This window comes from Pseudomonas sp. SR18 (assembly GCF_023701505.1).
Taxonomy (GTDB): domain Bacteria; phylum Pseudomonadota; class Gammaproteobacteria; order Pseudomonadales; family Pseudomonadaceae; genus Aquipseudomonas; species Aquipseudomonas cyclaminis.
The window spans coordinates 1-20,330 of the sequence record NZ_JAMQAU010000022.1 but is presented as its reverse complement, the minus strand read 5'-3'; the positions used below and the strand labels follow the sequence as shown (position 1 = coordinate 20,330).

The 20,330-nt window shown below is 56.5% G+C and carries 18 protein-coding genes and 4 pseudogenes; 9 read left to right on the top strand and 13 right to left on the bottom strand.

The window, feature by feature from the left end:
- Window position 1: 1 nt before the first annotated feature.
- The 7 genes from NDJ82_RS24820 to acs all read right to left on the bottom strand — a co-directional run bounded on the left by NDJ82_RS24820 (window position 2) and on the right by acs (window position 7,928).
- Window positions 2-982 carry a GlxA family transcriptional regulator gene (locus NDJ82_RS24820; RefSeq protein ID WP_099587210.1) on the bottom strand — a complete coding sequence of 327 codons (981 nt, stop codon included), beginning with the start codon at window positions 980-982 and terminating at the stop codon, window positions 2-4.
- A 126-nt stretch (window positions 983-1,108) separates the two neighbouring features.
- The gene (locus NDJ82_RS24815) at window positions 1,109-1,873 is read right to left on the bottom strand and encodes an ABC transporter ATP-binding protein (RefSeq protein WP_250926496.1); all 765 of its coding nucleotides are present in this window, start codon (window positions 1,871-1,873) and stop codon (window positions 1,109-1,111) included.
- A gap of 27 nt (window positions 1,874-1,900) precedes the next feature.
- Window positions 1,901-3,013, bottom strand: a complete 1,113-nt coding sequence (locus tag NDJ82_RS24810) for a succinylglutamate desuccinylase/aspartoacylase family protein (RefSeq protein WP_250926495.1) — start codon at window positions 3,011-3,013, stop codon at window positions 1,901-1,903.
- A 1-nt stretch (window position 3,014) separates the two neighbouring features.
- Window positions 3,015-3,713 (bottom strand): ABC transporter permease, encoded by a 699-nt coding sequence (locus NDJ82_RS24805; protein WP_099587212.1) that lies wholly within the window; start codon window positions 3,711-3,713, stop codon window positions 3,015-3,017.
- Entirely contained in the window at window positions 3,710-4,399 is a 690-nt protein-coding gene (locus NDJ82_RS24800; protein ID WP_032886746.1) for an ABC transporter permease, read from the bottom strand. The genes NDJ82_RS24805 and NDJ82_RS24800 overlap by 4 nt, the downstream gene beginning before the upstream one ends.
- Before the next feature lie 91 nt (window positions 4,400-4,490).
- Window positions 4,491-5,276, bottom strand: coding sequence for an L-arginine-binding protein AotJ (aotJ, locus tag NDJ82_RS24795; protein WP_250926494.1), 786 nt, complete (start codon window positions 5,274-5,276; stop codon window positions 4,491-4,493).
- A gap of 696 nt (window positions 5,277-5,972) precedes the next feature.
- Window positions 5,973-7,928 carry an acetate--CoA ligase gene (gene acs / locus NDJ82_RS24790; protein WP_099587214.1) on the bottom strand — a complete coding sequence of 652 codons (1,956 nt, stop codon included), beginning with the start codon at window positions 7,926-7,928 and terminating at the stop codon, window positions 5,973-5,975.
- A 413-nt stretch (window positions 7,929-8,341) separates the two neighbouring features.
- On the opposite strand from acs, the gene NDJ82_RS24785 reads away from it, so the two are divergent.
- Both NDJ82_RS24785 and NDJ82_RS24780 read left to right on the top strand, forming a co-directional pair.
- Window positions 8,342-8,611, top strand: coding sequence for a DUF2790 domain-containing protein (locus NDJ82_RS24785; RefSeq protein ID WP_250926493.1), 270 nt, complete (start codon window positions 8,342-8,344; stop codon window positions 8,609-8,611).
- A 475-nt stretch (window positions 8,612-9,086) separates the two neighbouring features.
- Window positions 9,087-10,337 carry a ribonucleotide-diphosphate reductase subunit beta gene (locus NDJ82_RS24780; protein ID WP_005790649.1) on the top strand — a complete coding sequence of 417 codons (1,251 nt, stop codon included), beginning with the start codon at window positions 9,087-9,089 and terminating at the stop codon, window positions 10,335-10,337.
- Window positions 10,338-10,425: 88 nt separating this feature from the next.
- Here the strand turns inward: NDJ82_RS24780 and NDJ82_RS24775 are convergent, their stop codons facing one another.
- Window positions 10,426-12,243: a deaminase gene (locus NDJ82_RS24775; protein ID WP_250926492.1), complete on the bottom strand. Its 1,818-nt coding sequence runs from the start codon at window positions 12,241-12,243 to the stop codon at window positions 10,426-10,428.
- Window positions 12,244-12,597: 354 nt separating this feature from the next.
- Between NDJ82_RS24775 and NDJ82_RS24770 the strand changes: the two genes are divergently transcribed.
- The 3 genes and pseudogenes from NDJ82_RS24770 (at window position 12,598) to NDJ82_RS24760 (ending at window position 14,708) form a co-directional block, all read left to right on the top strand.
- The gene (locus tag NDJ82_RS24770; protein ID WP_250926491.1) at window positions 12,598-13,176 is read left to right on the top strand and encodes a BRO-N domain-containing protein; all 579 of its coding nucleotides are present in this window, start codon (window positions 12,598-12,600) and stop codon (window positions 13,174-13,176) included.
- Between the two features lie 99 nt (window positions 13,177-13,275).
- A pseudogene (locus tag NDJ82_RS24765) lies at window positions 13,276-13,989 on the top strand (HNH endonuclease).
- Between the two features lie 71 nt (window positions 13,990-14,060).
- Entirely contained in the window at window positions 14,061-14,708 is a 648-nt protein-coding gene (locus NDJ82_RS24760; RefSeq protein ID WP_250926518.1) for an HAD-IB family hydrolase, read from the top strand.
- Between the two features lie 127 nt (window positions 14,709-14,835).
- Here NDJ82_RS24760 and vapC read toward each other — a convergent pair whose 3' ends face one another.
- The 3 genes and pseudogenes from vapC to NDJ82_RS24745 form a co-directional block, all read right to left on the bottom strand.
- Window positions 14,836-15,234, bottom strand: a complete 399-nt coding sequence (gene vapC / locus NDJ82_RS24755) for a type II toxin-antitoxin system tRNA(fMet)-specific endonuclease VapC (protein WP_250926490.1) — start codon at window positions 15,232-15,234, stop codon at window positions 14,836-14,838.
- Complete coding sequence (gene vapB, locus NDJ82_RS24750) at window positions 15,234-15,464, bottom strand: type II toxin-antitoxin system VapB family antitoxin (protein ID WP_250926489.1); 231 nt, start codon at window positions 15,462-15,464, stop codon at window positions 15,234-15,236. Before vapB ends, vapC begins: the two co-directional genes overlap by 1 nt.
- Before the next feature lie 158 nt (window positions 15,465-15,622).
- A pseudogene (locus NDJ82_RS24745) lies at window positions 15,623-15,874 on the bottom strand (LysR substrate-binding domain-containing protein); the annotation flags it as partial.
- Between the two features lie 132 nt (window positions 15,875-16,006).
- Here NDJ82_RS24745 and NDJ82_RS24740 point away from each other — a divergent pair.
- The 3 genes and pseudogenes from NDJ82_RS24740 to NDJ82_RS24730 form a co-directional block, all read left to right on the top strand.
- Window positions 16,007-16,389, top strand: a pseudogene (locus NDJ82_RS24740) (MFS transporter); the annotation flags it as partial.
- Between the two features lie 54 nt (window positions 16,390-16,443).
- Complete coding sequence (locus tag NDJ82_RS24735; protein WP_250926488.1) at window positions 16,444-17,388, top strand: hypothetical protein; 945 nt, start codon at window positions 16,444-16,446, stop codon at window positions 17,386-17,388.
- Window positions 17,389-17,567: 179 nt separating this feature from the next.
- The gene (locus NDJ82_RS24730) at window positions 17,568-17,948 is read left to right on the top strand and encodes a helix-turn-helix domain-containing protein (RefSeq protein WP_099585390.1); all 381 of its coding nucleotides are present in this window, start codon (window positions 17,568-17,570) and stop codon (window positions 17,946-17,948) included.
- 24 nt (window positions 17,949-17,972) lie between these two features.
- Here the strand turns inward: NDJ82_RS24730 and NDJ82_RS24725 are convergent, their stop codons facing one another.
- Together NDJ82_RS24725 and NDJ82_RS24720 are read right to left on the bottom strand one after the other, a co-directional pair.
- Window positions 17,973-19,478 carry an amidase family protein gene (locus NDJ82_RS24725; protein ID WP_250926487.1) on the bottom strand — a complete coding sequence of 502 codons (1,506 nt, stop codon included), beginning with the start codon at window positions 19,476-19,478 and terminating at the stop codon, window positions 17,973-17,975.
- Between the two features lie 137 nt (window positions 19,479-19,615).
- Complete coding sequence (locus NDJ82_RS24720) at window positions 19,616-20,176, bottom strand: hypothetical protein (protein ID WP_244653921.1); 561 nt, start codon at window positions 20,174-20,176, stop codon at window positions 19,616-19,618.
- Window positions 20,177-20,205: 29 nt separating this feature from the next.
- Between NDJ82_RS24720 and NDJ82_RS24715 the strand changes: the two are divergent.
- Window positions 20,206-20,330, top strand: a pseudogene (locus tag NDJ82_RS24715) (hypothetical protein); the annotation flags it as partial.

Here is a 20,330-nt window from a genome sequence, read left to right as displayed (position 1 = left end):
TTCAACCGCGCTCGGAAGGCGCCGACGACAACTCGAACGGGCTGCTGCTGCGCCGCTGGTTGCGGTCTTCACGGGGCGTGGCACCGAAGAAGTTACGGTAGGCGCTGGAGAAATGCGGCCCCGAGGAGAAACCGCACGACAGGCCAATCTGGATGATCGACTTGCTGGTCTGCATGAGCATCTGGCGGGCCTTGTTCAGGCGCAACTCCAGGTAGTACTGGCTGGGGACGCGATTGAGGTATTGCTTGAAGATTCGCTCCAGTTGTCGTCGGGATACGCACACATGCTGGGCAATTTCGTCAGTGGTCAGCGGCTCTTCGATATTGGCTTCCATCAGCAGCACCGCCTGGGTCAGCTTCGGATGGCTGGAACCCAGGCGGTTTTGCAGTGGAATGCGTTGGCGCTCGCCGCCTTCGCGGATGCGCTCCACCACCAACTCTTCGGAGACCGCGCCGGCTAGTTCGGCGCCGTGGTCACGGGCCAGGACCGCCAGCAACAGGTCGAGCACCGACATGCCGCCACAGGCGCTCAGGCGATCACGGTCCCAATCGAACAGATGACTGGTGGCGATAACCTTGGGGAAGCGCTCGGCAAAGTCGTCCTGCCAGCGCCAGTGCACGGCGGCGCGATAACCATCGAGCAGACCCAGTTGCGCCAACGGGTAGACCCCAGCCGACAATCCGCCAATTACACACCCGGCACGCACCAGTTGCTTGAGGGCGGAGCCGAGTTGCGAGGCGATGACGGTAGGCGGCTCATCGGCCAGCAGGAACAGTTTCTGGAAACCTTCCAACTTGCCGGCCCAGGGTTCGCCGGGCAATTGCCAGGCGCCGTCGGTAGCCGGCTCGGCGAGCAAAAACGACAGTTCGTAGACCACATCCGGATGCACCCGCTGGGCAACGCGCAAGGCCTCCTCAGCCAGCGCAAGCGTGAGTGCTTTTGTGCTGGGCCAAATCAGGAAACCAATTTTGTGGGCGGTCATGGAGTGCTATCCGAAGCGAGTAACAGTAATGAAGACAAAGGCCAATGCTAGCCCGTAAACCAACACAAAGCTCAAAAACTGATGAAGATCAATGTGGGAGGGGGCTTGCCTCCTCCCACAGGGAAACTATTTCAAACTGCCGGACAGGAACTGCTGCAACCGCTCGGACTGCGGGTTGACCAGCACTTCGCGCGGGTTGCCACGCTCCTCGACAATACCTTTGTGCAGGAACACCAACTGATTGGACACTTCACGGGCAAAGCCCATTTCGTGGGTCACCACCACCATGGTGCGGCCTTCCTGGGCCAGGTCCTGCATCACCTTGAGCACTTCGCCCACCAACTCGGGGTCGAGGGCCGAGGTGGGTTCGTCGAACAGCATCACCTCCGGCTCCATCGCCAAGGCGCGGGCAATCGCCACACGCTGCTGCTCGCCACCGGACATATGGCCGGGGAACGCATCCTTGCGATGGCCCACGCCGACCTTGACCAGGTAGTGCTCGGCCTTTTCGCGGGCGTCTTTCTTCGACATGCCCAGCACGTGCACCGGCGCTTCCATGACGTTTTCCAGCGCGGTCATGTGCGACCACAGGTTGAAATGCTGAAACACCATCGACAGGCGCGAACGCATGCGCTGCAACTGTTTCGGGTCGGCAGCCTTCAGGGCGCCGTCCTTGTTGGCCACCAGTTTCAGCTCTTCGTTATTGAGCAGGATCTTGCCGGCATGCGGCTGCTCCAACAGGTTGATGCAGCGCAAAAAGGTACTTTTGCCCGAACCACTGGAACCGATGATGCTGATCACATCACCCGCCGCGGCGGCCAGGGACACGCCTTTGAGCACTTCATGACTGCCATAGCGTTTATGCAGGTCTTGGACTTCAAGTTTGTACATGCTGTCGGTTCTCACAAAAACAGGTGGTCAGTCGTTGAGCAAGCGCCCGTGCCGCAGCGCTTCGCGCCCCGCCACCTTGGCCAGCCAGAAACCCGCTTGGGCATAACGTAGCCGTTCAACGGCAAACAACACCCCGGACGTGCCCGCGCAGATCACGCTGACGCGGTCTTCCAGGGGATCAATCACTTCAAAAATCGGCTCGCCCTTCTCGATCCAGTCCCCGGCTTTACGCAGGTAACTGATCACCCCGGCGTGGGGTGCAAACAGCAATTCGGTGCCTTCGAAGGGCACGCCTTCGCACGGTTCGTATTGCGGCGCCTGCCATTGCCCCTTGATCAGGCCTTGTTCGGCGAGAAACGCGAGGATGCCTTCGGCGTGGAAGATCGCTTCGTCACGGCCAGTGTCCGCTTGACCGCCCAACTCCAGCGTCGTCGCCAGGCAGGCCAGTGGGATCTGCGCGTCGGGGAAGGCGCGGGACAGACGCAGCCACGGCAACGAGCAAGCCTCATCAAACGAGCTGCCGCCGGAGTCTTCCGCAAGCAAACCGACTTTCACATTCAAGTGCGCCGACAACGAACGCCACTGCGGCCAGTGCTGGGGCAGCGCGTACATGTGCAGCGCGGCTTCGGCGTCGCAATGCAGATCGAGAACGATATCAGCGGTGCAGGCGTGGCTCAGCAGGACGCGTTGCATGCCTTGCAGTTGACTGCTCGGCGCGGGCAAGGCGTTGAATGCGTCGCTCATGGCCTGACGGATCATGCGCACGTTGGCGTGAGGATCGTCCCCCAGCTTGCCTTGCAGCAACGCGGCGACCGGCTCACTCAACTCGACGAAATCACGGTTGAAATTCTTGCCGCTGCCGATCTCGAAACGCCCCTGATGGCTGCCTTGCAACAGCTGGCCAAGGCCCATCGGGTTGGCCACCGGCACGAGTTCGATCACCCCGTTGAGGGCGCCTTGCTGTTCGAGCTCGGTGAGGCGTTTTTTCAGCTCCCACGCAGCGCGCATGCCGGGCAATTCATCGGCGTGCAGGCTGGCCTGGATATACGCCTTGCGCTCGCCGCTGCCGAAACGGAACACGCTCAGTTGGCGCTCGCAGCCCAGGTGGCCCCAGGGCAACAGGTGGTCGATACGTTCCATATCAGTGCTTCCGTGGAGCCAGGTAGCTCAGCCAGCGGCGCTCGGCCAACTTGAACAGGCGCACCAGGATGAAGGTCAGGCACAGGTAGAACAGGCCAGCGGTGATATAGGCTTCGAACGGCAGGTAGAACTGCGCGTTCACCGTGCGCGCGGCGCCCGTGATGTCGATCAGGGTGACAATGGACGCGAGACTGGTGGTCTGCAGCATCATGATCACCTCATTGCTGTACTGCGGCAGCGCGCGGCGCAGGGCCGACGGCAATAGGATGCGGCGGTACAGCTTGTAGCGCGACATGCCCATGGCCTTGGCCGCTTCGATCTCACCGTTAGGCGTGGCCTTGAGGCTGCCGGCAATGATCTCGGCGGTGTAGGCACTGGTGTTGATCGCAAAGGCCAGGCACGCGCAGAAGGTCGCGCTGGACAGCAGCGGCCACATAAAGCTCTCGCGTACCGCTTCGAACTGCGCCAGGCCGTAGTAGATCAGGAACAGTTGCACCAGCATCGGCGTGCCGCGGATCACATAGGTATAGAGCCAGGCCGCGCCGTTGACGACCGGTTGCTTGGACACACGCATCAAGCCCAGGGGCAAGGCGGCAAGCAGGCCGAAGAACAGCGAGATGGCGAGCAGTTTCAGGGTGGTCAGCAGGCCACCAAGGTACAGCGGCATGGCCTCCCAGATGACGTTGTAGTCGAAGATCATAGATCAGCCGCCCTTACGCCTACCGAGTAGCGCTTCTCAAGATAGCGCAGGGCCAGCAACGACACGCTGGTGATCACCAGGTACATCGCCGCCACTGCGAGGAAGAAGGTAAAAGGCTCGCGGGTGGCATCTGCCGCCTGCTTGGCCTTGAACATCATGTCTTGCAGGCCCACCACCGAAATCAGCGCAGTGGCCTTGGTGAGGACCAGCCAGTTGTTGGTGAAACCAGGGATCGCCAGCCGGATCATCTGCGGCACCATCACCCGGAAAAACACCTGGAAACTGCTCATGCCATACGCAAGCCCGGCTTCGGCCTGGCCCTTGGGAATGGCCATGAAGGCGCCACGGAAGGTTTCCGAGAGGTAGGCGCCAAAGATGAAACCCAGGGTGCCGATACCGGCGGCCAAGGGGTTCAAGTCGATATAGTCGTCATAGCCGAGCATCGGCGCGACGCGGTTGAGCAAGTCCTGGCCGCCGTAGAAAATCAGCAGGATCAGCACCAGGTCGGGGATCCCGCGGATCACCGTGGAATACAAGTCACCCAGCCAGGCCAACCAGCGCACCGGCGACAGGCGTAACGCGACCCCGATCAGACCCAGAACAATGGCCAAGGCCATGGACGACAAGGCGAGCTGAAGCGTCAACCATGCGCCATCGAGGATGACGGCCCCGTAGCCTTTCAACATGATTCAGGTCCTCGAAAAGGGGGATGAAAAAATGGCGCAAACCGCAGGAATTCTGTTGCTTGCGCCATTTGGGACAGATCGCTGCGACGATTTACTTGGCTTCTGGGCCGTAAATGTCGAAGTTGAAGTACTTGTCCTGGATAGCCTTGTACTTGCCGTTGGCGCGGATCGCGGCAATGGCTGCGTTGATGCGCTCCAAGTTTTCCTTATCGCCCTTGCGTACCGCGATGCCGATGCCTTCGCCGAAGTATTTAACGTCGGTGAACTGTGGGCCTACGAATGCGTAGCCTTTGCCCGCAGGGGTGTCGAGGAAACCTTCCTGCAACAGGGTAGCGTCCGCCACGGTGCCGTCGAGGCGACCGGCTTCCACGTCCAGGTAGATTTCGTTCTGCGAGCTGTAAGGCACAACGGTTGCACCTTTAGGCGTCAGGACTTCCTTGGCGAAACGGTCGTGGATCGAACCGCGCTGCACGCCGATCTTCTTGCCTTTCAGTCCGTCCAGGCTATCGCTGACGGTGGTGCCTTGCTTCATCACCAGCTGCGCCGGGCTCAGGTAGTAGCGGTTGGTGAAGTCCACAGACTTCTTGCGGTCGTCAGTGATGGACATGGACGACAGGATCGCGTCGATCTTGCGCACTTTGAGCGCAGGGATCAGACCGTCGAACTCTTGCTCGACCCACGTGCACTTGACCTGCATCTCTTCGCACAAGGCGTTGCCGATGTCGTAGTCAAAACCGACGATGCTGCCATCCGGCGCCTTCGAGGCAAACGGAGGGTAGGCCGCTTCGATACCAATTTTCAGAGGCTTGCCTTCAGCGAAAGCCTGCATGGACAGCACGGACAGCGCCAGGGCGCCCAACAGCACGAGTTTCTTCATCTTGGGACTCCATCGGTATAGGGCAAAACAGCAGTATGAGCCATGGCCCACGATGCGGCGAAGGTGAAACCGAATTGCGGTGCTGCGTCCTACACCAATTCAACAACGGCGACGACGAGCGAGTGATCGGCATTCTAACGACAGGCCGGAAGCCGATATTTCCTCAATGCGACAACAATTTACAGAAGCACCGAGAAAGCGGTTCCAGCTCATTGACAGCCTCTGAATTTTATGCAGAGACAAAAGACATTAAACCTGTAGACGCTGCAAATTGCGGGCCTATTATTCGCAAACCCTTCTGGCACGGCAAGTCTGGCGTTTAATCTAATTTATTGGCGTGTCTGGAATGGGGTTTTTGGGGGCACGGGCGTAGCGCTTTGCCTCATGTTTGGGCATGGGGTTACACATTTGCGCCGCTCGGTAACATTCAGAAACCTCCTACGCGAAAAACCGATATTTATTGGCCTGGCGGTCATGCAGATCTGTCAGCTACTCCTCCATACCCACCTTGGAATGCAATCCAAATGTGGGAGGGGGCTTGCCCCCGATGAGGGAGTGTCAGTGGGCTAATTTGGCACTGACCCACTGCAATCGGGGGCAAGCCCCCTCCCACATTGGATCTACATTGGTTTCAAGACCCCACAAAAAAGCCCCACCCGACTCACGCCGGATGGGGCTTTGTCCCAGTCACCCGCCTTACGCGACGTTCATGGTCTTGTGCGTCTCAATCAAATGCGCCACCACACCAGGATCCGCCAGTGTGGAGATATCGCCCAACCCGTCGTACTCAGCCGTGGCAATCTTGCGCAGGATACGGCGCATGATTTTGCCCGAACGGGTCTTCGGCAAGCCCGGCGCCCACTGGATCACATCCGGCGAAGCAATCGGCCCGATCTCCTTGCGCACCCAGTTTTTCAGCTCCAGGCGCAACGCTTCGTTCGGCTCTTCGCCATTTTTCAGGGTGACATACACATAGATACCCTGGCCCTTGATGTCATGCGGCACACCCACCACCGCCGCCTCGGCGACTTTCGGGTGGGCAACCATGGCACTTTCGATCTCGGCGGTGCCCATGCGGTGGCCGGACACGTTCAACACGTCATCCACACGCCCGGTGATCCAGTAGTAACCGTCCTCATCACGGCGCGCGCCATCACCGGTGAAGTACATGCCACGGAAGGTCTTGAAATAGGTATCGACGAAGCGGTCGTGATCGCCAAACAGCGTACGCGCCTGACCCGGCCACGAATCGAGGATCACCAGGTTACCTTCGGCAGCGCCTTCGATCAGGTTGCCCAGGTTATCCACCAGCGCCGGCACCACGCCGAAGAACGGCCGTGCCGCCGAACCCGGCTTGAGCGCGTGGGCGCCTGGCAGCGGGCTCATCATGTTGCCGCCGGTTTCGGTCTGCCACCAGGTGTCGACAATCGGGCAACGGGATTGGCCGACGTTCTTGTAGTACCAATCCCATGCTTCCGGGTTGATCGGCTCGCCCACGGAGCCGAGCAGGCGCAGGCTGCTGCCGTCTGCCCCTTCAACGGCGGCGGTGCCCGAGGCCATCATGGCGCGGATTGCGGTCGGGGCGGTGTAGAGGATATTGACCTTGTGCTTATCGACGATCTTCGCCACCCGCGTGATGTCCGGGTAGTTCGGCACGCCTTCGAAGAGCACGGTGGTCGCGCCGTTGGACAGCGGGCCATAGACAATATAGGTGTGGCCAGTGACCCAGCCGACGTCGGCGGTGCACCAGTAGATTTCGCCTGGGCGGTAGTCGAACACGCGCTCGTGGGTCAGGCCGGCGTACAACAGATAGCCGCCGGTGGTGTGCTGCACGCCTTTAGGCTTACCGGTGGAACCGGAGGTGTAGAGGATGAACAGCGCTTCTTCGGCGCCCATCTCTTTCGGCGCGCAGACAGTGCCCGCCACTTTCATCAAGTCTTCGTACCAGATGTCGCGATGCTGGTTCCACTTGATCTGGCCGTTGGTGCGCTTGCACACGATGACCTTCTGGATGCTGCTGGTTTCCGGGTTGGTCAGGGCGTCGTCGACGTTGGCCTTGAGTGGGATTTTCTTACCGGCACGAATGCCTTCATCGGCAGTGATCACCACCTTCGACTTACAGTCGATGATGCGACCGGCCAGGGCTTCCGGGGAGAAACCGCCAAACACCACCGAATGAATCGCACCGATGCGCGTACACGCCAGCATGGCGACCACGGCTTCGGGGATCATCGGCATATAGATAGTCACCACGTCACCGCGGTGTACGTCCTGCCCACGCAGGGCGTTGGCGAACTTGCAGACTTGCTCATGCAGCTCGCGGTAAGTGATGTTGCGGCTCTCGGCCGGGTCATCGCCTTCCCAGATGATCGCAATCTGATCGCCACGCTCGGCGAGATGACGGTCCAGGCAGTTGTAGGACACGTTCAGGGTGCCATCGGCGAACCACTTGATGTCGACATGGTGATCGTCGAACGAGGTCTGCTTCACCGTGGTGAAAGGCTTGATCCAGTCGAGGCGCTTGGCTTGCTCACGCCAGAAACCGTCGGGGTTGACCACCGACTGCTGGTACATGGCCTTGTAGGTCGCCTCATCGGTCAGCGTGTTGGCTGCTACTTCGGGGCGAACGGGGTACAGGGAAGCCGCACTCATCTTTCTTACCTCGGTGACAATAGTTGTTTTTGTATGCCCTGTTGTAGCCGGGGCGGCCCCATAGAACCATTCGACGATGGTAGTAACAAGCCCCTACACATTGCCCTGGTATCGACTGACAGGCCTCTGGCCTACGGCCTGCAAGGCTTTTGTCGTTGTGTGAAAAAACCTTTACCACGGGATTGTTACAAAAACCGCCAATAGTGTTTATCAAAAGCACGGGTATATGAATATAACCCGCAGGCCTAAAATCAACTCCGCCAACCAAGGCACTGTGGTTTACACAGCAGTGATTAACAACGTAACAGCCCCCACGAAGGCAACGTTAATCGCAACTAACCAATCCTAAGTTACACACGCGGCCTCACAAGGGCCACGTGCCCCCTCTCGCCCTGAAGAAGGTAAGTACAGAAATGAAAGCTCTCGTAGTTATGGCCCTCAGCAGCTTGTGCGCCACCGCCGCCCTGGCCGACGAAGCCCCGACCGAGCTGGCCGGCCAGAACGCCCCGATTGTTGAGGATTACACCTACAGCACCCACTTGGACGTTGCCAAAGTAGTGTCCATGAGTGAAGTTCCGAATGTATGTGAAGTTGTACCGGCCAAGATGGAATATGAAGATTCCCACGGTCAGCGCCATATTCTTAATTACAAGATCATGGGCAATGGCTGCTCTAACGGATAATAACGTCTGAAGTTGGATTCTTATTCGCCGCAAGAAATCGTTCTTGCGGCAAAGAGCCGGCCCTCCATCCCCTCGTCGCCCCCCTCGAAAAAAATCCTGCCGCTCGTCCCTTCAACCAACCCCAACAAACTCGCGCCTTGGCCCGAAAAGCAGGCTTTTTGTCTGCGATCCGAGACCATCCGCCGCAACACAAAGCCGAATTTTTCCCTATAATGCGCGGGTAAATCGGGCCTGCAATATCCCTTTACACAGGGACGAAGAGCCAGACCTGAGGCCTCCGCTGGAGCATGCACCTAGCGCTCCGCACCTCAAGCCTCACGCAGAACCCGTTACCCAATTGCGTTTATTTGCCTGCGCGAGCTGTTGCAACAAACGATTCCTTTAAAGAACCACCGCGGCCTGAGGGTCGTGTGAACACCCAACCATCCGGTTTCACACGGGCACCTTTGAGCCCTCACGCAGGAGACGACACGTCATGCTGAGCTGGGACGAATTCGACAAAGAAGAAGAAGGCGAAGTAGCCACCAAAGGCGCCAACGCCGGCCACGCCACCGAAGCCAACATGGACCGCCTCGACGGTGCCGGCGCTGCTGCCGCCATCGAAGCCCGCGCCGTCACCGCGAGTGACTCCGCCGCCATCGTGCGCGCCAAGGCCGCCCTGGACAAACTCGACGTCGCCGAAGGCCTCGCCGAACTCGAAGGCTCCGCCGCCCGCGTCGCCGTTGACGAAAAGCGCATGATCAACTGCCGCGCCGACCTCAACCAACTCGTACCCTTCAAGTACGACTGGGCCTGGCAGAAGTACCTCGACGGCTGCGCCAACCACTGGATGCCGCAAGAGGTCAACATGACCGCCGACATCGCCCTGTGGAAAAACCCCGAAGGCCTGACCGACGACGAGCGTCGCATCGTCATGCGCAACCTGGGCTTCTTCTCCACCGCCGACTCCCTGGTCGCCAACAACCTCGTGCTGGCCGTATACCGCCTGATCACCAACCCGGAGTGCCGCCAGTACATCCTGCGCCAGGCCTTCGAAGAAGCGATCCACACCCACGCCTACCAGTACTGCATCGAATCGCTGGCCATGGATGAAGGCGAGATCTTCAACATGTACCACGAGATCCCATCGGTCGCCAAAAAGGCAGCCTGGGGCCTGAAGTACACCCGCTCCATCTCCGATCCGAAGTTCGAAACCGGCACCGTCGAGACCGACAAAGAACTGCTGCGCAACCTGGTCGCCTACTACTGCGTGCTGGAAGGCATCTTCTTCTACTGCGGCTTCACCCAGATCCTGTCCATGGGCCGTCGCAACAAAATGACCGGCGTGGCGGAACAGTTCCAGTACATCCTGCGTGACGAGTCGATGCACCTGAACTTCGGTATCGACGTGATCAACCAGATCAAAATCGAAAACCCACACTTGTGGGATGCCGAGATGAAGGAAGAAGCGACCCAGATGATTCTGCAAGGGACTCAGCTGGAGATCGAATACGCGCGCGACACCATGCCTCGCGGCGTGTTGGGCATGAACGCGGCGATGATGGAGGACTACCTCAAGTTCATCGCGAACCGTCGTCTGTCGCAGATTGGGTTGAAGGAAGAGTATCCGGGGACGACAAATCCGTTCCCGTGGATGAGTGAGATTATGGACTTGAAGAAAGAGAAGAATTTCTTTGAGACTCGCGTGATTGAGTACCAGACCGGCGGCGCGTTGAGCTGGGATTGATTCCTTAGCGACTGTCACCATAAAAGCCCTGACCTGATCAGGGCTTTTTTATGCTCAGTGAATTGGCATTTCTTGAAGTACATAAACCTTAAAGCGAACTTCCACTATTCAAAATTGTGTTCAGCCGAACCAGTTCACTTTCAAGAAACTCATTGCGTTCTGACAATTTAAAATTCTCGTCTAATAGAAAATTTTTCGATGGCCTCTTGGGGTCATGATACACACCCAGATCAAAAACCAACTCCACCTCATCTTTGTAAGGCATCAAAGGCTGATATAACTGATAAAAAGCTCGCCCCACCGCGCCCCTAAAGAGCTCAAGTTCCGGACGCCTAGACCCCGCCGATAAAATATGGTCAGTAGCAATTCCAGGATACGGATCTATATAAACAATTTTCTTTAATCCTAGCTGATACGCTTTTTTGGCACAAAGCTCGCAAGGACTAGCGGTAGTAAACAATACTCCGCCTGTAAGTTTTTGTCCTCCATGCTTCGATATTTGCATAAACGCATTTTCTTCAGCATGTAAAGATCGAGTATGAACCTGATTTTTCTCACCCTCGATCTCGTTCTGTATTCCCTTAAAACAGAACGATAGATTCCTATCACCCTGCCCACTTTTAGCAATTATTTTAGAAAACTTATTACTTAATGCCGCCCTGAACTTAGGATCTTTTTGCTCGTAGTCACTATAGTCATCTTTATTTAACCCTAGCAGTAAGTCTTCTGCACTTCTCAATATACATGGCGTTTGTCCTTGAGGTGTGCTATTCCAACCAACTGATTTAATGCTATAAGACTCATCTGTTACGACAGCGCCAACCTGTCTAGATATACAACCAGAATTTTGCTTCGCTGTGTACGCTATCTGCATACAGTTTTCCAAAGACGTAGGCATTATAATTCCAGGCCTAGCCATCAGCGTCACATACCAAGCTAACTGGCTCACCAAATCATTGTGATTAAACTCACTGCCCTTGGAGTTATGAATATGCACATCGGAGTTTTCTATGCACTCTTGCATATTTTGCGCAATAAATCTCTCTGCTCCGGAGAGCTTACTTGGATATTCCTTAGCATCTATTTCAGCGATCACTTCAATTGAAAACTTTCGAAATTCTCGCAAACTACGACGCCTCTCAACATCTGTAGTATTAATAGAAAACAAATAAAAGTTTGCATATCTACGCTTAAGAAAGAAAGCCTCATAAGGACTTCTGATTGCATCGATCACAATGCGACAAGGCAACCCCTCCAACTTCGTCTTAGCCCGAACGACTTTAATTATAAAATTAATATGCTTAGGAAAATTGAATATCTCCCCAGCAATAAACCCCGATACATCTGCTCGCGCAGATGCTCTTATGTTATCCCCAGTTTTCTGGTAAAGCCGAGTAAAATTCGCCCCGCCTAGCACAACTCTTAATTTATTAGTTATTACGGGCAACTCCTTTAAATAAAGATCAAACCAATCTAAAACTTGATTTTGAGCAAGCACCCCATAATTCAAATTTAACTTATTCACTTTTTCTCTCACTGCATAAAACACCCTTGATACCTCAACTATCTTTTGCCTAGAAAAATCGGGAAAAAAATTCGTCAAATAAGTGCTAAAGGCACGAACAGATAAAATAGATAAGTGATATGTAATAACGCAACTAACCTCAACTCTATAAAATGGTTGCCAGCCACTACCGTCGGTATACCTCTTTATAATCTTATGTTTCTTTAGCTCATTTTCAGTCAGCCCTTCATAACCTTCACCTGGAACATTTATCTCAGCTGAAGACAATATCTTAGCTGCGGTAGTGCATCCTGATCCTGTCCGTCCTGTCAAACCGATTATGAGAAAGTTTTTCGTTTCTTTATAAATATTGTCAATTGCTGACGCAGTACTACTATCCATAGATTCCTCGTTAGCACAGAAATTTTGTTAATATCACAACCCAAAGAAAGTGGCGAATGGCCACTCTAGAGTAGATCACATGTTGCACAGCTGCACAGAAAACCAGGAAATTTCTTACTTATTTTTCACTGCCTGAAGAGTTGATCGAAGTCCTTGTTTACAGCTAGCCTCGTTTCAGGTGCCTAAGAAACGCCCAACGTAGAAGCAACCCTCAATCGCACAGCAAAGACTCCGCCTGACCTCAGCTCAGCCGGAACTCATGCTGTTTTGAAAGGCGCCCGTTGGGATTTCTTTAATCCGCACTCTACGTTGGGGGCTCTATCACTCCCAAAAATCACGTAGAGGTCATAAGAAATGCGTAGCCCGTATCTGCTCGACTCACCGACCACGGGAAGGGTGGCTATACCTGATCCGTTCATCGCTACCGTCTTCACCCGTCACACTCATCCGCTACATGCGCTTCTTCTAGAAAATCAGCCATGGTTTTGCGCTCGCGAACTTGGGCGTTTGATGGGTTGGTATCTGGATGAGCGAACAACGCGCAAGCTCGATGAAGACCAGCGGAGGACCGTAAAACTGCTGTTCCACGGCCAGCCGGAAGAAATGCTGATGATCAGCGAGTCAGGTGCATACGCGTTGCTGGTATATCACTACACACCGGGAAATCGCCTACTGCGTAGCTGGCTCACTCATGAAGTCGTTCCGACATTGCGAGACGAACGTCAGCCGCGAACAGTGGAGCGGCCGCTGTTAAGCATGTTGGATTGGCCGGAAATGTCATTGAACCTGCTGCATTGGCAGGATGAAGGCTGGATTCGCCTTCGAGACATGCCATATCTGTTGGTCAATCGAACCTACCGGAAAGAGTCGGCAAGGACCCCGTGGTGGCGCAAGTTCACTCAAACTTTCCGAATGAAGCAGCGAATCTACTAGCGCAGATGACCGCCAAATCCCAGCAAGCTGTAGGAAATTTCGTAGACGCAATAATGGCTACTCAGTATCGTCCGAGGGTTTTCTACCCTCGGCGGCTGTATGGATATTACGAAAGACAAAACGGACTGGAACGACGCAGAGCTGGCAGCTGCGGTCGAGGTATACCTAAAGATGTTGGCCTGGGAAAAGAGCGGCCAACCGTTCAACAAAGCCCTCGAAAACCGCCTTCTGCGCGAAGGACCGGTGGCCGGCCGTGCAAAGGGCTCCATCGAATTCCGCATGCAAAATATCTCCACCGTGCTAGACCGTATGGGCCTGGACCGCATTGAAGGCTATAAGCCTGCAAAGAACGTGGGCACAGGCGTAGAGCAACGCATCCGCTAAGCACTCGCCACACAGGGTGTATTCGAATCCGAAGACGCGGCCCAAACGGCAGACGAGCAAACGCTTATCCGACGCGCGTCCAAACTGCAGCAGCAACCTTTCCATAAGCTACCGGACGGCATTGCCCAGCCGCAGAAGGTATCGAGCGTCAGCACCTCCTTTGTTCGTGACCCGAGGGTACGTGCCTGGGTACTGAAAGAAGCCAACGGCATCTGCGAAGGCTGCAGCTCTAACGCGCCGTTCGAGGTCGACGGCCAGCCATTTCTTGAAGTACATCACGTCAAGCACCTCGCCCAGAAGGGTTCGGATCGCATCACCAATGCTGTAGCCTTGTGCCCCAATTGCCATCAGCGTTGTCACCGGTCGAGTGACCGGGAGGCTTTCACCGAAGGGCTTTACGCCAAAATCGGAAGATTGGCACGGGAGTAGACTCCTGCTGTCACAGCTGATGCGCACTAAAAAATACTAGATAGGACCGAGGCCAACCCGTGAACCCAGACATGCTCGAAGCCGGCCCCATCGACGCCAAAGTACTCTCCGTCTTTGACTTCGACGGCACCCTGACCCACCACGACAGTTTCGTGCCCTTCCTCAAGTTTGCCTTTGGCCCCGGCGAGTTTTATGGCCGGATGGTCAAGCTGGCGGTGCCGGGGCTGCGCTTTTTGGGGCGGCAGATCAGCCGGGATGAGTTGAAGGCTCAGTTGATCCGCACCTTTATGACTGGGGTGGAGAAGACGTGGGTGCAGCAGAAGGCCGAGGAGTATTGCCAGCGCAATTGGGCGCGGTTGATGCGCCCGGCGGGGGTGTTGTCGGTGGAGCAGGAGCTGGACTCGGGGGCAGTGGTGACGCTGTGTTCGGCGTCGCCGGCATTGGTGTTGCAGCCGTTTGCGGATCGGCTGGGTATCAGGTTGATTGGCACTGAGCTTGAGGTGGTCGACGGTGTGTTGACCGGCAAGCTCACCGGGAATAATTGCCGGTGTGAGAACAAGGTGTTGCGGCTTGAAGCGGTGTATGGCGACCTGGGCGAGTATCGGCTGCGGGCCTGGGGCGATACGCGTGGGGATCGGGAGTTGCTGGCGGCGGCGCAGGATGCGCATTTTCGGCATTTTCATGCGAAGAAGAAAAAGCGGGCTCGGTTGCAGCGGTGATGGGGTTAATTGGGATCGGCTGGAACACCGAGTCGATCCCTTCGCAGCCCCGCTGGGCTCGACAGTTCCCACATTTGGATCGGCGTGGTGCGTAAGCCGTATTCGGGACGGCGTTTTAACACGCCGCTTACACCCAATCTTCTACCCGCAAACCTGGCACGCGGTCGAACTCGCACCGGTTGTTAGTGACCATAATCAGGCCCTGCGAACGGGCATGCCCAGCGATCATCTGGTCGTACGAACCTATCGGAGTACCAGCTCTCGCTAGCTCAGCACGAAGTTGGCCTGTGTGCATAGCGGCATCCTGGTCGTATTTCAAAACTTCCAGACGTGCTGCAAAGCCTTCGATATCAGCCAAGTTTCGTTCTGGGTTAGGTGATTTTTCCGCGCCGTAAATCAGCTCTATCAGGGTTACGGTACTGATAGCTAGTTGGCCATAGTGCTTTTTGAATGTTTCGCGCACCTGCTGGGGTCTGTTTTTGATTGTGAAGATACAGATGTTGGTATCGAGCATGAACTTGAGCATTAAAAAGATTCCCGCTCTTGGTCAGCAGGCTGATCTCGGTCGTTCATGAAGTCCAGCGTGGCACCCTCGCCATCGAACCAGCTGTCCCATGATTCACCGGCTGGGGTGATGATTCGGGCCCTACCGATTGAGACGATATCTACACGTTTTACGTCATCCGGCAGCGCAGCAGCCTTTGGCAAACGTACAGCTTGGCTGCGGTTGCTTTGAAATACAGAACCTTGGTCCATAATGGCCTACCTCCAGTGGTCGTGTGATTACGCAACGCTACACCACGAAATGGATATATCAATGGGATATACATTTCGTTACTGGTCGAACGTCGATCCCATCGAAGCCTCGCTAAAGCTCGACACGTCCTACATTTGATCTGTGTAGCTCGGGAGAGCTATGTCGTAGCTTTGAGGTCCACGCCCAAGGCTGTGGCGAAGGCTCTTACCATCGGGCTTCGTGGCGCGTTGTGGCGCAGGATCAGGTTGAACGCGGTGCTCAGGTGGACCTGCTCCGGGCACAGTGCGCGCAGGCGCCCTTCCCTTACCAAGGGCGCGGTGTAGCGTTCCGGCAGGAAGCCGAGGAAGCGGCCAGTCAGGACCAGGATGGCGACGGCTTCGACCTGCGAGGCCAAGGCGAACTGGCTGTCGTCGCAATGACCAGCCCCTTGCTGGCCATGCTATTCAGCGCCATTGGTTTTCTGTTGCTAACCTTTGCCAGCAACCTCTACCTCACCACCCTGACGCTGGTGATCACCGAAGCCGCGTCGGCGCTGTTCCTGATCGGCCGGTTCTCAAGCGTGAACGGTTGCGCTACTGGATCCTGCTGGGAACCGTGCTGTTCATTGCGAGGCTGATCGGCTTCAGCCAGGCAAACAGCCTGCTCACCTGGTGCCTGGCGATGTTCGTGTTCACCTTGGGTGAGATGATCATCTATCCCTCGGAGTACCTGTTCATCGACACCATCGCCCCAGATGCCCTGCGCGGCATTTACTACGGCGCCCAGAACCTGGCGGCGTTTGGCGGGGCGATGAGTCCGGTGATTTGTGGTTACTTGCTGATCAATGCGGCGCCCACGAGCATGTTCTATGCGTTGGGCGCACTGACGGCGGTGGGTGGCACCTTATGTTTCTTGAGTGGGCGGCGGGTTGCAGGTTCTTGCTGATATTTACGTGGGATCCCGCTATTAATAGCGAAACTTCTCACGGACCCGAGCCCCATGAAATTCGACACGGCCTACAGCCTGAGTCTCGATGACAAGCTGTCGATCTACGACGTACGAGACCTGAATTTCGACGAAACCGTTGCCTACGACTCCGACAAGGACAGTTTCCTCTGCCCCAACGATGCGTGCCGAGGGGCATTCGATACGGGCAATGCGTTGAGCACGTTCAATGCAAAAAACGTCAACTACGTGCGCACGCCGCATTTCAAGAACAAGACCAGCACCCGGCATGTCGAAGGGTGCCGCTACGCCAGCACGCACAAGGGCGCTACCGATGAAACCTATGACGAGCGCGAGGACCATTTCCCGTCGGAATTTTTACTGACTCGACGTACGTACCCGCGCAGCACGCCGGTGGCCGGTGCCGAGGCGCAGATCCCACAGGAGCCGGCGAAAACTCCTTCAAACCTCGCCGGCCCATCTGCCAGCAGCAGCGACACCACCCCGGATAAAACCAGCGTATTCGCCCACCCGGTGGAATGCTTTGTGTCCAATATCGACGACAAAGACACGCTCAAGCGCATGCCGCTGAAAATCGGCGAGCACACCGCGACCTACTGGACGTTTTTCAAGAAGATCGAATACCTGCAAGACAACAAGGGTCTGATCTACTGGGGCAAGATCAAGGCGATCAAGGATTACACCAGCAGCTTTCGCATCGACTTCGAGAAGAAGGTATGGCTCGACAAGAAGCCCTACTCGGTCAATGTCTACCTGAGCAAAAAACTTATCGAAAACTACCGCAAGCGCACGGCGTTCCTGGAGCAGATCAAGGCGGCGGTGGACAGTGAGCGGACGCTGTATTGCTTCTTCTACGGGGTGACGCCGGAGCTGAAACACGTGCCCAGCAAGAAGAACCCCGAGCAATCGTTCGGGGTGTTCAGCGCGAATATCGAGAACCTGGATCATCTGATTATTCGAGAGGCGCCGGGACTCTGAAGGCATCAGCACATTCAGTGTGCGCGCCGCTTCAATGCGATGTTCAAAACCCCCTCAGTCCAGCGCTGGGTAAAAGCCCGCACAGAGGACAGAAAAAAATCCAGTTGATGAGCGGTCAAAACAACTGTACAAAAACACAGTATAGTTTGTCCTCCCCCGTCGAACCCTGGAGAAACCCCATGTCCTCCCTGGCAATGAGCTCTTTCGTAGAACAGCAGATCGTCCTGCACCAATTCACCGCCAAGCACAGTGCACAGGCCCGCGCGATGCTGGGCTGGAGCAGGCAAGACCTGGCCCGTCACGCGGGCGTGGCTGTGGAGTTGGTTCAACAGCTTGAAAGCCAGGGCGAGGTGGATGATGAAACCCGTTTGATCCTGGCGTTTCGGCTGGAAGCGGAAGGGCTGGTGTTTTTCCCGGGTTTTGCGCCGGGGTGGGGAATGAGTGCGCGCCGCTTTGACACCGCTCCAGCTGAACCCATGGCACGGGGCATCATGTCTCGGTTGATGAGCTCAACCAGCGTATCAATCGACTCGGCCACTGCCCAACCCAATGGTGCATAGGGTCGGGCAAGCCAATACCGAGACTTAGCGTCCGACCTTGGGATGTTCTTTCGCGGCCTCTTCGTAACCATGGGCCACGGCCAGCAGCGTGGGTTCGGCCCAGCGGGCCCCAAAGAAGTACGCACTGGTTGGCGCGCCCCGCTCATCCTTGCCGGAAGGGACCGAAATCCCTGGATAGCCGGCGACGGCAACCGCAAAGTAGCTGTTCGTTTCGAAGTCCGACACCATGGCGTCGAGCTTTTGCCCGTCAATCAACTCATCCACGGTGCTTCGAAAACCCTGGATAAGGGCATCCCATAGAGGCTTGCGTTCCTCGGCCGTCAAGGTGGACGCATCGATATCCCTGAGTACAGGCTGGTGGTCAGTCTCGGTGCCATCACGCTGCTCATTGAACTGGATCAACTCGGACACTGACTTGACCGGCAACCCATTGCGCTTTTCCAGGTATTCATTCAGTTCATCCTTTACATCGGCAAGCAGCAACTCGTCATAACCTGTGGAGTCCGCTATCCGCAAATTCACCGGTACCAGTACGGCACCTTGTGCGCGAAGTACTTCGAGGGTTTTCTTGAACTGTGGGCTATCGTCCACCGCCGAGCTTTCACCATTCGCGGAAAAGGTCGCGGGAAAACCGATGCGCTTATCCTTCAAGGCGCCAGGCTTTAGAAGCGCCGTGTAGTCAATTGCTGTTGGGGCATTCGCGTTCTGCGCATCCTGAGGGTCGTTGCCTGACATGACGTTGAGCATCAACGCAGCATCAAATACCGAGCGCGTCATGGGCCCCGGCGTGTCCTGTCGATGGCTGGCCGGAATGATGCCGCTGCGGCTCAACAAACCCACGCTGGGTTTCAAACCGACCACGCCGTTAAACGCCGCCGGTACGATGATCGAACCATTGGTTTCAGTCCCAACGGCCAAGGGTGCGAAGCCCGCGGCGACCGCGACAGCCGAGCCTGAGCTTGACCCACCGACCTCTGCATCCGCCTGATGAGGATTGAACGTTTGCCCGCCCCGCTGGCTGAAACCATCGGGGCAGCCGCGAAAGCCGGCCAGTTCAGTCAGGTTGGTTTTACCCAGGATAACTGCGCCTTGCTCACGCAGGCGCTCCACGATGAACGCATCCTTAGTCGCAGCGGCGCCCACCAATCCATAGGCGCCTGCACTGGTTTGCTGGGTGTCGCCTGTCTCGATATTGTCCTTGAGGAGCACCGGAATGCCGTGCAGTGGTCCCCGCACCTTGCCGTTGGCGCGTTCAAGGTCCAGTTCGCGAGCAATCTCCAGCGCTTGGGGGTTGAGTTCGATGATCGCGTTTAATGCAGGGTCGCGTTCTCGAATACGCGTTTGCAGAAAACTGACCAGGTCTTGCGAGGTCAGCCCACCTGGCCGGGCCATTTGTTCACTGAGCTCGCGAACACTGGCGTATTCCGTTCCTGGCGGCACCGGTTTTGGCGCCATATCTGTCGACTGAAGCACCATCCAGGAGGCTGCGTGGTTTACGAACCTGCTCACACCATAACCAATACCAAACATGAACGACCTCTAGGGAAGAATCTGAAATAACGCAGGATCACCGTTGACCCTTGCGCCAGTCTAAAAACTTCCCTCAGCCCAGCCTGCATGACGCAGGTAACTCATCACGTAGGATTGTTCATCACCGCAGGTAGCCCCTACTGTGCATCCGCCAGGCCACGCACACTGCGATAGCCCTGCACCAAGGTAGCCAGTGAATCCTTCGACCATCGCGCCCCGTAGAACCACAACGTAGTCCCCTCCCCCAATGGCTCACCCAGCCTCGGGTATCCGCTCCAGCAGGCCCCATGGAACGCGGCACTCTGACTGTCAGACACCAGCGCATCCAGCCGGTACTCATTCATAAGGTCATCGATTTCATTGCGCGTGTGCAGGTCGAATTGCAGCGAGTCATCGACCCGCTGTGCTGGCACCGGCAGCAGGAGCACCCCGGCCTGTCGTAACAGTGCCAACGCTCGCGTGAACGGTGCCCGGTGCTTGATGGGTTCATGTTCACCGCCGCGCCCATACCGGTCGGCAAAACCAACGCGTCGACCAGCCAGCGCGCTGTCGGGGGTAAAGGTGCTGTTGTTCTGCACCAGAGGCACCTCTACCATTACCGGTCCCTCAGGTTCGATGCCACTCAAGGCAATCAGCGTCAACGCGGGGTCGCGCACGGGTTTGATAGGGAGTGCCGGTACGTTATAGCCGGGTATCAAAACACCATCCTTGGGATGGACTTGAAGGCTCGGACATGGAGCTGCTGGACGCGTTTGAAGCCTTCGCGTACCCGAATGACATCGGTCCGGGCGTCTACGATATTCACTCGCCACGGGTGCCGGAGGCGTCGGAAATGGCCAACCTGCTGCGCAA